The organism is Serratia sp. ID 25-353 (assembly GCF_054792795.1).
Genome location: NZ_CM139236.1, coordinates 3,050,199 through 3,062,467, shown reverse-complemented (window position 1 = coordinate 3,062,467; position 12,269 = coordinate 3,050,199). Strand labels below are relative to the sequence as shown.

The 12,269-nt window shown below is 60.6% G+C and carries 11 protein-coding genes; 1 reads left to right on the top strand and 10 read right to left on the bottom strand.

Annotated features, from left to right (window positions below; all coding sequences use genetic code 11):
* Positions 1–100 precede the first annotated feature (100 nt).
* From dacA to leuS, 10 genes are all read right to left on the bottom strand, one after another.
* A complete protein-coding gene (gene dacA / locus ACYF6X_RS14810; protein WP_004940010.1) occupies positions 101–1,312 on the bottom strand; it encodes a D-alanyl-D-alanine carboxypeptidase DacA in 1,212 nt (403 codons plus the stop codon).
* A gap of 180 nt (positions 1,313–1,492) precedes the next feature.
* Positions 1,493–2,578: an endolytic peptidoglycan transglycosylase RlpA gene (gene rlpA, locus ACYF6X_RS14805; protein ID WP_107227270.1), complete on the bottom strand. Its 1,086-nt coding sequence runs from the start codon at positions 2,576–2,578 to the stop codon at positions 1,493–1,495.
* A 10-nt stretch (positions 2,579–2,588) separates the two neighbouring features.
* The gene (mrdB, locus tag ACYF6X_RS14800) at positions 2,589–3,701 is read right to left on the bottom strand and encodes a peptidoglycan glycosyltransferase MrdB (protein ID WP_004940006.1); all 1,113 of its coding nucleotides are present in this window, start codon (positions 3,699–3,701) and stop codon (positions 2,589–2,591) included.
* Positions 3,702–3,709: 8 nt separating this feature from the next.
* The gene (gene mrdA / locus ACYF6X_RS14795) at positions 3,710–5,605 is read right to left on the bottom strand and encodes a peptidoglycan DD-transpeptidase MrdA (RefSeq protein ID WP_107227271.1); all 1,896 of its coding nucleotides are present in this window, start codon (positions 5,603–5,605) and stop codon (positions 3,710–3,712) included.
* Positions 5,606–5,643: 38 nt separating this feature from the next.
* Positions 5,644–6,114, bottom strand: a complete 471-nt coding sequence (gene rlmH, locus ACYF6X_RS14790; RefSeq protein ID WP_004940002.1) for a 23S rRNA (pseudouridine(1915)-N(3))-methyltransferase RlmH — start codon at positions 6,112–6,114, stop codon at positions 5,644–5,646.
* 3 nt (positions 6,115–6,117) lie between these two features.
* Positions 6,118–6,435 (bottom strand): ribosome silencing factor, encoded by a 318-nt coding sequence (rsfS, locus tag ACYF6X_RS14785; RefSeq protein WP_038877448.1) that lies wholly within the window; start codon positions 6,433–6,435, stop codon positions 6,118–6,120.
* A gap of 194 nt (positions 6,436–6,629) precedes the next feature.
* Positions 6,630–7,292 (bottom strand): nicotinate-nucleotide adenylyltransferase, encoded by a 663-nt coding sequence (gene nadD, locus ACYF6X_RS14780; RefSeq protein ID WP_130017567.1) that lies wholly within the window; start codon positions 7,290–7,292, stop codon positions 6,630–6,632.
* The gene (holA, locus tag ACYF6X_RS14775; protein WP_063991088.1) at positions 7,282–8,316 is read right to left on the bottom strand and encodes a DNA polymerase III subunit delta; all 1,035 of its coding nucleotides are present in this window, start codon (positions 8,314–8,316) and stop codon (positions 7,282–7,284) included. The genes nadD and holA overlap by 11 nt, the downstream gene beginning before the upstream one ends.
* Positions 8,313–8,873 (bottom strand): LPS assembly lipoprotein LptE, encoded by a 561-nt coding sequence (gene lptE / locus ACYF6X_RS14770; protein WP_060440523.1) that lies wholly within the window; start codon positions 8,871–8,873, stop codon positions 8,313–8,315. The genes holA and lptE overlap by 4 nt, the downstream gene beginning before the upstream one ends.
* A 14-nt stretch (positions 8,874–8,887) precedes the next feature.
* On the bottom strand, positions 8,888–11,470 hold the full coding sequence (leuS, locus tag ACYF6X_RS14765) for a leucine--tRNA ligase (RefSeq protein WP_130017568.1): 2,583 nt from the start codon (positions 11,468–11,470) through the stop codon (positions 8,888–8,890).
* Between the two features lie 284 nt (positions 11,471–11,754).
* Here leuS and ACYF6X_RS14760 point away from each other — a divergent pair, with 284 nt between their 5' ends.
* On the top strand, positions 11,755–12,237 hold the full coding sequence (locus tag ACYF6X_RS14760; protein ID WP_025301844.1) for a zinc ribbon-containing protein: 483 nt from the start codon (positions 11,755–11,757) through the stop codon (positions 12,235–12,237).
* Positions 12,238–12,269: the final 32 nt, after the last annotated feature.

The window sequence follows — 12,269 nt, the reverse complement described above, 5'->3', positions numbered from 1 at the left end:
GTGCGCTCCAGAGTGCTAGCTAATCTATAAATTATAACTCCCGCCGGGGCGGGAGTTAATGTTATTCAGTATATGGGGGCAATTTCGCCCGTTTCAACCGTTAACCGAACCAGTGGTGGAACATCAGTTTGATGTAGTCCACGATGCGGCTGAAGAAACCGCCTTCTTTCACTTCGTTCATCACCACCAGCGGACGCTGGTCGATGGTTTTGCCGTCCAGCTGGAAGTTGATGCTGCCGACCACCTGGTTTTTCGCCAGCGGCGCGTGAATTTCAGGGGTGTTCAGCACATAGCTGGCCTTCAGATCTTTCATGCGGCCGCGCGGGATAGTCAGGTAGACGTCTTTGTCCACGCCCAGCTCAACGCGGTCGGCATCGCCGAACCAGACCGGCTCGGAAGCGAACTCTTTACCGACTTTCAGCGGTGCCACGGTTTCAAAGAAGCGGAAGCCCCAGGTCAGCAGTTTCTTGCTTTCGGCTTCGCGGCCTTTGTAGGTGCGGCCGCCCATCACAGCGGAGATCAGACGCATCTGGCCTTCGGTCGCCGAAGCCACCAGGTTGTAACCCGCCGCGTCGGTGTGGCCGGTTTTGATGCCGTCGACGTTCAGGCTGTTATCCCACAGCAGACCGTTGCGGTTCATCTGGCGGATATTGTTGAAGGTGAACTCTTTTTCTTTGTAAATCGCGTACTCTTCCGGCACGTCGCGGATCAGCGCCTGGCCGATCAGCGCCATGTCGCGCGCCGAGCTGTATTGGCCCTGGGCATCCAGGCCGTGTACCGTCTGGAAGTGGGTGTTCTGCAGGCCCAGCTTGCTGACGTAGGTGTTCATCAGGTTAACGAACGCGTCTTGGCTGCCGGCGACGTAGTCGGCCATCGCCACGCAGGCGTCGTTACCGGATTGCAGGTTGATGCCGCGGGTCAGTTTGGAGACCGGCACGCGATCGCCCGGCTTCAGGAACATCAGCGAGGAGCCTTTGAACACCGGGTTGCCGGTCGCCCAGGCGTCCTGGCCGACGGTCACCAGATCGTCCTGGCCGATTTTACCCGCTTTCAGCGCCTGGCCGATGACGTAGCTGGTCATCATTTTGGTCAGGCTGGCCGGATCGCGACGCGCGTCGGCGTTCATCTCGGCCAGCACCTTGCCGGAGTTGTAATCAATCAGGATGTACGCTTCCGCATCGATCTGCGGGACACCTGGGATCATGGTTTTGATGTTAACGTCATCGGCATGTGCAACGGAGGCTGCGCTCATTGCGATAACGGTGCCGAGGGCGATGCTTTTGATTAAGCGAAAAGAAGTTACTTGTTTCATGATCGGGACTACAACATCCGTGAAAGTAAAGTTAAAAAACGAGCCACACTATAGCAGATGCGATCCCGGCAGGCATTACCCATTCATCTGACTAATTGCGGTTAGAGAACTTTTAGCTGCAAGAAAATGTTTCAGCTAAATAACCGCTTATCAGCCGCGAATACCCGCCGGGCTTAACGCTCAGGGTGCAGCAGTAACGAAAGACTGTTGTTGCGCTTCGCTGGCCAGGCGTTGCTGCAGCTGGGCCGCCTGCTGACGGCTGCTGAACGGGCCGAGCTGGACGCGGTAAACGTTGCCGTTGGCGGCCACTTTGCCCGGCACGCCAAACTGTTGGCTCAGGCTTTGCTGCCAGCTCTGGGCGCGCTCGGCGCTGCTCAGCGCACCGACCTGCACCACGTAGCCGCCGGAGGAGGACGCGGCAGCCATGCCGGCGGCTGCGGCCCCGGTCGCGACCGGGGCGGCCACGGAGGCGGCTTCAGGCTCGGAACCTTCCAGCACGCCGGCCGGTAATGCGCTTGGCGCGCCGAGGAAACCGCTGCGGCCGTTGGCGGCGTTGCCGCCGGCGGCTGGCGCGTTGTTGTCGTCGGTGCGCAGGGTACTGTTATCAATCGGGCGCACCGCCGCGCCGCTGGCGACCGGCACGTCCTGTTGGATTGGGGTACCCATGCCGCTGGCGCCGAGATCCGGGCGCGACGGCAGGGCATAACTCTGTTTCGCCACGATGGTGCCGATGGTGCCCGGGCCGCTCAGCGTGCCGTCCGGCGCCACGTTGATGAAATCGACTTTGACTTTGGTGTTGTTGGACAGGTTGAGGCGATCGGCGGCGGCTTTCGACAGATCGATGATGCGGCCCTTAGTGTAAGGCCCGCGATCGTTGACGCGCACCACAAGTTGGCGGCCATTGGCCAGGTTGGTGACGCGTACATAGCTCGGGATCGGTAAGGTCGGGTGCGCCGCGGTCAGGCCGTTCGGATCGAACTGCTCGCCCAGCGCGGTGGTGTTACCGTTGGCTTCTTCGCCATACCAGGCCGCCAGGCCGGTCTGCGAGAAGTTCTGCGGATCTTTTACGATGCGGTAAGTATCGCCATTAACCTTATAATCCTGCATGTTGTTAGGGTTATAGGGTTCATATTGAGGCTCGACGCCACCGATTTCCACCACCGGGCCGTTATACGGCTGCTGTGGCGCCTGCTGTTCCGTGGTCGGGGCGGTACAGGCGGAGAGCAACACCGCCGCGACGCCGATCCAAAGCCATTCCTTACGCATTACTCACCTCTTATAAACTTTTAGACAGCATTTTCCGATGCGTGTGGATCGACATGATGATGCCGAAACCGGCCATCAACACTATCAGCGCCGAACCCCCGTAACTGACCAGAGGCAAAGGTACGCCAACTACCGGCAAAATGCCACTGACCATACCGATGTTAACAAAGACATAAACGAACAAAATCAGCATCAAGCCGCCGACCATCACGCGGCCGAAGGTGGTTTGCGCCTTGGCGGCGATCATCAGCCCGCGAATGATCACCAGCAGGTAGAGCGCCAGCAGCACCAACACCCCGATCAACCCCAGCTCTTCGGCCAACACGGCGAAGATAAAGTCGGTATGGCGCTCCGGCAGGAACTCAAGCTGCGACTGGGTGCCGTGCAGCCAGCCTTTGCCGGACAGGCCGCCGGAGCCGATGGCGATCTTCGACTGAATGATGTGATAGCCGGCGCCGAGCGGGTCGCTTTCCGGATCGAGCAGCATCATTACGCGGTCGCGTTGATAGCCATGCATCAGGAAGAACCACAGCACCGGGATAAAGGCCGCCAGCGCGACGGCGGCGACGGCGATCAGTTTCCAGCTCATGCCCGACAGGAACAGCACGAACAGGCCGGAGGCGGCGATCAGGATCGAGGTGCCCAGATCCGGCTGCGCGGCCACCAGCAGCGTCGGCAGGAAGATTAGCACCAGGGCGATGGCGGTGTTTTTCAGCGAAGGCGGGCAGACGTCGCGGTTCATAAAGCGCGCCACCATCAGTGGCACGGCGATCTTGGCGATTTCCGACGGCTGGAAGCGCACCACGCCGAGATCCAGCCAGCGCTGCGCGCCTTTACTGATCTGCCCGAAGGCGTCCACCAGGATCAGCAAAATCACGCAGAAGATATACAGATAGGGTGCCCAGCTTTCGTACACGCGCGGCGGGATTTGCGCCATGACGGCCATTACGATCAGCCCCATGACGATCTGCCCGATCTTGCGCTCCATCATGCCGATGTCCTGGCCACTGGCGCTCCACATCACGAAGGCGCTGTAGACCAGCAGGGCCAATATCAGCAGCAGGAACGTCGGGTCGATGTGGATTTTGGTCCAGATCGAGCCTTTTTGTTGGCTTTCAGTCATGTTCTACCTTAGTCACCTTCTACGCCAGGCGGCAGCGGGGCCTCGCTTGGCAATTGCGTATTGTTGTCGCCCAGCATGATATGGTCGAGGATCTGGCGGGTGATGGTGCCCACCGCCGGACCGGAGCCGCCGTTTTCCAGAATGATGGCGACCGACACCGTCGGGTTGTTGAACGGCGCGAAGGCGGTCATCAGTTTGTGATCGCGCAGGTGCTCCGCCAGTTTGTGGGCGTTGTAGGTTTCGTAGCCGAATACCTGTGCGGTACCCGATTTTGCCGCGGCTTTGTAAGGTGCGTCCGCAAAGTACTTGCGCGCCGTCCCGTTCGGACGGTTGGCCACCCCGTACATGCCGTCTTTGGCGATTTCCCAGAAGCCGGAGTGAATATCGCCGATCTGCGTGCTCTCTTCTTGTTTGAACGGCACCAGCGCGCCGTTGACGCGGGTGCTCTGCAGCAGGTGAGGCGTTTTGACGGTGCCGTCGTTGATCAGGGTGTTCAGCGCTTTGGCCATCTGGATCGGCGTGGCGGTCCAGTAACCCTGGCCAATGCCTACCGGAATGGTGTCGCCCTGATACCACGGTTTTTTATAGCGCTTCAGCTTCCACTCGCGCGTCGGCATCAGGCCGGAACGCTCTTCGGACAGATCGATGCCGGTGTACTGGCCGTAACCGAATTTGGTCAGCCAGGTCGACAGCCGATCGATCCCCATGTCATAAGCGACCTGATAGAAATAGGTATCTGCGGACTCTTCCAGCGCCTTGGTGACGTTCAGCCGGCCGTGGCCCCATTTTTTCCAGTCGCGGAAGCGTTTTTCCGAGCCGGGCAACTGCCACCAGCCGGGATCGAACACCACGGTGTTCTTGGTGATCACCCCGGCGCTGAGCGCCGACACCGCGATATAAGGTTTCACCGTCGACGCGGGTGGGTAAACCCCCTGCGTGGCGCGGTTGATCAGCGGGCGATTCGGATCGTTCAGCAGCCCCTGATAGTCCTTGCTGGAAATGCCGTCCACGAACAGGTTCGGGTCGTAACTCGGGTTGGACACCATCGCCAGGATGGCGCCGGTGCGCGGATCGCTCACCACCACCGCGGCGCGGCTGCCCACCAGCAGCTGTTCGATGTAGCGCTGCAGGTTGAGATCGAGCGTCAGGTAGACGTCCTGACCGGCGGAGGGCGGCTGCTCGTGCAATTGGCGGATCACCCGGCCGCGGTTGTTGACCTCGACCTCTTCATAGCCGGTTTTGCCGTGCAGCGTGTCTTCGTAATAGCGTTCGATGCCCAGCTTGCCGATATCGTGGGTGGCGGCGTAGTTGGCCAGCTTGCCGTCTTTGTCCAGGCGTTCGACGTCGCGGTCGTTGATCTTCGACACGTAGCCGGTGACGTGGGTGAGGGCGGAGCCGTAAGGGTAGTAGCGGCGCTGGTAGCCTTTCACTTCCACGCCGGGGAAGCGGAACTGATTGACCGCAAAGCGGGCGACCTGCACTTCGGTCAGCGCGGTTTTCACCGGAATGGAGACGAAGCGGCGCGAACGCTTGCGCTCTTTTTCGAAATTGGTGATGTCGTCGTCGGTCAGATCGACCACCGTGCGCAGCGCCTGCAGCGTGGCTTTGAGATCGTCGACCTTCTCCGGCATCAGCTCCAGCTGATAAATGGTGCGGTTGAGCGCCAGCGGGGTGCCGTTACGATCGTAGATAATGCCGCGGCTGGGCGCGATGGGCACCAGCTTGATGCGGTTTTCGTTGGAGCGGGTGCGGTAATCCTCGACGCGGACCACTTGCAGATTATACAGGTTGGCGATCAGGATGCCGGACAGCACCAGGATGACCAGGAACGCCACCAGGGCGCGGCGTACAAACAGGGCGGATTCAGCCGTATAGTCGCGAAAAGGGTTACGTTCTATTTTCATCCCGCTGCTTTATTTCACTCTGTCACGGTCACCACCGGCTATTCCCGGTGGTAAGGATGATTTGTAGTAATACTCCAGGCGCGGTAGAGGCTTTCGGCCACCAGGACGCGCACCAAAGGATGCGGCAGCGTCAACGGAGAAAGTGACCAGCTCTGTTCGGCAGCGGCTTTGCAGGCGGGCGCCAGCCCTTCCGGGCCGCCGATCAGCAAGCTGACGTTGCGGCCATCTTGCTTCCAGCGCTCAAGCTGCTGCGCCAACTGCGGCGTTTCCCACGGCGTGCCTGGAATATCCAGCGTAACGATGCGGTTGCCTTTGCCCACCGCCGCCAGCATCTGTTCGCCTTCCTTGTCCAGAATGCGCTTGATGTCGGCGTTTTTGCCGCGCTTGCCCGCCGGGATCTCGGTCAGTTCAAACGGCATATCTTTGGGAAAGCGGTGCAGGTAATCCATAAATCCGGTTTGCACCCAGTCTGGCATTTTGGTGCCGACCGCCACCAATTGCAGTTTCACCGCTTAGCTCCAGAGTTTTTCCAGCTCGTACAGGCGACGGCTTTCTTCCTGCATCACGTGCACGATCACTTCGCCCAGATCGACCACGATCCAGTCGGAGGCTTCCTGGCCTTTCATGCCGTACAGTTCCATGCCGACGGCGCGGGATTCCTGCACCACGTGGTTGGCGATCGACATCACGTGGCGAGTCGAGGTGCCGGTGCAGATGATCATGCAATCGGTGATGCTGGATTTGCCCTGGACGTCCAGAGCGATAATGTCTTGGCCTTTCAGGTCATCGATTTTATCGATGACGAAATCTTGGAGCGCTTTACCTTGCAAAGGTTCCCCCTCGGGTGTGTTCTGTTCAGTCGGCTGCGGCGGGCAAAATGCGCGCGCCGCAGCGTAACCGGATAATGGTTTCGGCAGGCTGCCGCTGAAAGCCAGCTAACTGGTGACTGCCCGGCCAGCTAAGGTTTCCGGGGTTTTCAGCGGATACCTGAAAAATAGCGGCGCAGTATATCACGCACCTTTCGCTAGCGATATAAACCCTGCAACTCGATATAGCGCTGCACCGGGCGTGGCAGCAGGTCGTCGCAGTTGAGGCCCTGATGGCGGCGCTGGCGGATCTCGGTAGCGGAAATTTCCAGCTCCGGCGTATCGGCCAAATAGATATGGCCGTGTGGGCGACGGCTGAGCAGCGCCGGGTCGGCGGTGCGATGGCGTTCCAGCCACTGCTGCAGCTCCGGCGTGTCCATGCGATCGTTATAGCCCGGGCGCGCCAGCACCAGCAGATGGCAGACGTCCAACAGCGCCTGCCAGCGGTGCCACTTATGCAGCGTCAACAGCGAGTCCTGGCCAATAATAAACGCCAGCGGCTGGGCGGCGCCACGCTCTTTACGAATCGTTTCCAACGTCTCGATGGTGTAGGAGGGGGTGGTGCGGTGCAGTTCGCGATCGTCGACCGCAAACAGCGGGTTGCCGGCGATCGCCAGCTCGACCATCTTCAGGCGCTGCTGCGCATTGGCCTCCGGCTGCGGGCGGTGCGGCGGCACATGGTTAGGCAGCAGCGTGACGCGATTCAGGCCCACTTCGGTGGCCAACGCTTCCACCGGCCGCAGGTGGCCGTAGTGGATCGGGTCAAAGGTGCCGCCGAACAGCGCGTGCAAAACGGTGGGGTGTTCCGGATTAGTGGGCATCGCTAAAACTCGTGGCCAGGGGTTTGCCGCACAGCAGCATCGACAGGGTTTCCAGTTCCGGCCAGACCGACTGGCCATAGTCCTGCTTGAGGGTCAGCTCGATTTGCGTCAGCAGCTGTACCGCCTGCTGCAGCTGGGGGCCGGACAGGCGTTGCAGCGCCTGGGTCACCAGCGGGCGGCGGTTCTGCCAGACCTTGTGCTGATCGAACAGCGTGCGCAGCGGCGCGGAAGCCATGCGGCGCTGCAGCGTCAACAGCAGCAGCAGTTCGCGCTGCAGAGTGCGCAGCAGGATCACCGGCTCCACATCCTCTTGCTGCAGCTGTTGCAAGATATGCCAGGCGCGCTTGCTCTTGCCGGCCAGCAGAGCATCCAGCCAGTGGAACGGCGTGAAGTGGGCGGCGTCGTTCACCGCCTGTTCGACGCGCGGCAGCGTGAGCTTGCCGTCCGGGTGCAGCAGCGACAGCCGCTCCAGCGCCTGCGACAGCGCCAGCAGGTTGCCTTCATAGCAGTAGCACAACAGCTGATTGGCGGCATCGTCCAGCTCCAGCTTCATCGCCTTGGCGCGCGTGGCGACCCAGCGCGGCAGCTGCGCCTGTTCCGGCGTCTGGCAACTGACGAGGGCACCGTTTGGGCTGAGCGCCTTGAACCAGGCGCTGTTTTCCTGCGCTTTGGTGAGGCGCGGGCCGCGCAGGATCAGCAGAATATCCTCGTGCAGCAGCGTGGCGAGTTTGGTCAGCTGTTCGCCGATCGGCGCCGTCGGGCCGTTTTCCGGGAAGATCAGCAGCAGCGTCTGGCGGCTGGCGAACAGGCTCATCGCCTGGCAGATGCCGAAGATGGCGTCCCAGTCGGTATGGGCGTCGAGGGAAATGCTGTAGTGCTCGCTGAACTGCTGCTGTTGCGCGGCCTGCCGGAGCAAATCCTGGCTTTCCTGCAGCAGCAGCGGTTCATTGCCGCTCAATAAATAACAAGCGCGCAGCCCCTCTCGGAGCTGCGCGGCAAGTTGTTCCGGATAAATGCGGATCATTGTGCGGTTTGGCTTGCCGCTCGTTCGCCGGCGGCAGCGGCTTTCTGCCGGTTCTCTTCTTCCGCCGCATGCACGGTCAGCAGTTTGCGCACCAGCTGTTGCGCCGCCTGCTCACGCATTTCCTGGCGAATGATCTCCTGTTCGGAGTCCTTGGCCAGCGCGGTCAGCGGGTTGTCGAAGAAGGAACGGAACACTTTCACCGACAGCGGATACAGGTCATGGCCCGGGATCAGCACCTGCGCCTGCACGGTCAGCACCAGCTGGTACTCGGCGGTTTTACCGTCCTGGAAGATCGAAGCGGTGTCCTGGCTTTCCGTCGCGCCGAGGATGCGCAGGGAAGGCACGTCTTTACGCTTCGGATCGCTGACGATAGTCACGTCGTTCAGACGCAGCTGCTCACGCACCGCGCGCGTCAACGGGCCGTAAGGGTCAGCGCTGTCCAGGATCAGCGTTTTCATTTCATTCGGCACCTGCGTGGTGCCACGCAGGTGAAAACCGCAGCCGGCGGTGACCAGCACCGCCAACCCCAGCAACAGCGTCAGAATACGTTGTCGCACAACTCCTCCTTGTGTTAACCCACAACCAGGTTAAGCAGTTTGCCCGGAACGTAGATCACTTTACGAATCGTGACGCCGTCCAGATATTTAGCCACCAGATGCTCTTCGGCAGCGCGCGCGCGCACTTGCTCTTCGGTCGCATCGGCAGATACGGTGATTTTAGCGCGAACCTTGCCGTTCACCTGCACCACCACCAGCTTGGAGTCTTCGACCATCGCCTGCTCGTCGGCAACCGGCCATGGCGCGGTGTCCACGTCGCCTTCGCCGGCCAGCGCCTGCCACAGGGTGAAGCACACGTGCGGGGTGAACGGATACAGCATGCGAACCACGGCCAGCAGCGCTTCCTGCAGCAGCGCGCGATCCTGCTCACTCTCCTGCGGCGCGCGGGCCAGCTTGTTCATCAGCTCCATCACGGCGGCGATCGCGGTGTTGAAGGTCTGACGGCGGCCGATATCGTCGGTTACCTTGGCGATGGTTTTGTGCAGATCGCGGCGCAGCGCTTTCTGATCTTCAGTCAGCGCCGCTACGTCGAGCGGCTGTACCGCGCCTTTTTCCACGTGATCGTAGGCCAGTTTCCACACGCGTTTCAGGAAGCGGTTAGCCCCTTCCACGCCGGATTCCTGCCACTCCAGCGTCATTTCTGCCGGTGAAGCGAACATCATGAACAGACGCACGGTATCCGCGCCGTATTTTTCCACCATCTCCTGCGGGTCGATGCCGTTGTTTTTCGACTTCGACATTTTGCTCATGCCAGCATAGACCAGTTCGCGGCCTTGCGGATCGGTGGCTTTGATGATGCGGCCCTTGTCGTCGCGCTCGACGGTGGCGTCAACAGGGGACACCCAGACGCGCTCGCCGCTGTTGCCGGTGTAGTAGAAGGCGTCGGCCAGCACCATGCCCTGACACAGCAGGCGCTTGGCCGGCTCGTCGGAATCCACCAGGCCTGCATCGCGCATCAGCTTGTGGAAGAAGCGGAAGTACATCAGGTGCATGATGGCGTGTTCGATGCCGCCGATATATTGATCGACCGGCAGCCAGTAGTTGGCGGCGGCCGGATCCAGCATGCCCTGGTCATACTGCGGGCAAGTGTAGCGGGCGTAGTACCAGGAAGACTCCATAAAGGTATCGAAGGTGTCGGTTTCACGCAGCGCCGGCTGGCCGTCGACGGTGGTCTTCGCCCACTCAGGGTCGGCCTTGATCGGGCTGGTGATGCCGTCCATGACCACGTCTTCCGGCAGGATCACCGGCAACTGGTCTTCCGGCGTCGGCATCACGGTGCCGTCTTCCAGCGTCACCATCGGGATTGGCGCGCCCCAGTAACGCTGACGGGAAACGCCCCAGTCGCGCAGACGGTAGTTGACCTTGCGCTGGCCCACGCCCTTGGCGACCAGTTTGTCGGCGATGGCGTTGAAGCCCGCTTCATTGTCCAGGCCGTCGAATTCGCCGGAGTTGAACAGCGCACCTTTGTCGGTCATCGCTTCGGCGCTCACGTCAGGCCGGCTGCCGTCGAGGTTCAGGATCACCGGCTTGATCGCCAAATCGTATTTGGTGGCGAATTCCCAGTCGCGCTGGTCGTGCGCCGGTACCGCCATCACGGCGCCGGTGCCGTATTCCATCAGCACGAAGTTGGCGACCCACACCGGCAGCTTCTCGCCGCTCAGCGGGTGGACAACGAACAGGCCGGTCGGCATGCCTTTCTTCTCCATCGTCGCCATTTCGGCTTCGGCAACTTTGGTGTTGCGGCATTCGTCGATGAAGTCGGTCAGCGCCGGGTTGTTACGTGCGCCCTGTTGCGCCAGCGGGTGGCCCGCGGCGACCGCCACGTAGGTGGCGCCCATGAAGGTGTCGGGACGGGTGGTGTAAACCGTCAGCTTCTCTTCGCTGTCCGCCACGTCGAAGGTGATTTCCACGCCTTCGGAGCGGCCAATCCAGTTGCGCTGCATGGTTTTCACCTGCTCCGGCCAGCTTTCCAGCGTGTCCAGATCGTTCAGCAGCTGATCGGCGTAGGCGGTGATTTTGATGAACCACTGCGGGATCTCTTTACGCTCGACCTTGGTGTCGCAGCGCCAGCAGCAGCCGTCGATAACCTGTTCGTTGGCCAGCACGGTCAGATCGTGCGGGCACCAGTTCACCGCCGAGGTCTTCTTGTAAACCAGGCCTTTTTCATACAGCTTGGTGAAGAACCACTGTTCCCAGCGGTAGTATTCCGGCTGGCAGGTGGCGATTTCGCGATCCCAGTCGTAGCCGAAGCCCAGCAGTTTCAGCTGGTTCTTCATGTATTCGATGTTGTCGTAGGTCCACGGGGCCGGTGCGGTGTTGTTTTTCACCGCCGCGCCTTCCGCCGGCAGGCCGAACGCATCCCAGCCGATCGGCTGCAGTACGTTTTTGCCCAGCATGCGCTGATAGCGCGAGATCACGTCGCCGATAGTGTAGTTACGAACGTGGCCCATGTGCAGTCGGCCGGACGGGTAAGGCAGCATGGATAGGCAGTAGTACTTTTCCTTGCTGTCGTCTTCGGTAACTTTGAAAGTCTGCTTCTCTTGCCAGTGAAGCTGTACGTTCGATTCTATGTCTTCTGGACGGTATTGCTCTTGCATGGCGGCCGGTGGTCCTGTAGGTGTAAACCGTTGCCCCGGTCAGAGGCAACGCAATGAACATTTAGTATTCGTAGATCCGCATAGCATAGCTGATAAGACCTCCCGGCAACAACTCCAAGCGCCTGACTCGGCGCATTTAAAAAAAACGCCGCCATGACGCGGCTCACAACCTGCGGATCCCGCGTCTTGCCAAGTGACATCAGTCATTTACGGCTAAAATAAGAACAAGTAGCTTAGGGGTATTCCTACAGCCAAGTCCGGCGCAGCGTTTACGAGGAGAGTCTATGAACAAGGTTGCTCAGTATTACCGCGAATTGGTGGCATCGCTGACCGAACGCCTGAAAAACGGTGAACGCGATATCGACGAACTGGTGGCCAGCGCGGAGCGGCGGTTGAACGAAGCCGAAGATCTGACCCGCGACGAGGTGCGGCAGGTGACGCAGGCGGTGCGGCGCGATCTGGAAGAGTTCGCTCGCAGCTATCAGGAAAGCCGGGACGAATTTACCGACAGCGTGTTTATGCGGGTGATCAAAGAGAGTCTGTGGCAGGAACTGGCGGATATCACCGACAAAACCCAGCTGGAGTGGCGCGAGGTGTTCAAGGATGTCAGCCACCACGGCGTTTATCACAGCGGTGAAGTGGTGGGGCTGGGCAATCTGGTGTGCGAGCAGTGCCACTACCACCTGGCGTTCTACACGCCGGAGGTGCTGCCGCTCTGCCCGAAATGCGGCCACGACCAGTTCCAGCGCCGGCCGTTTGAACCTTGATGACGTTCCCCGCTGCGGCGGGGAACGCTAAG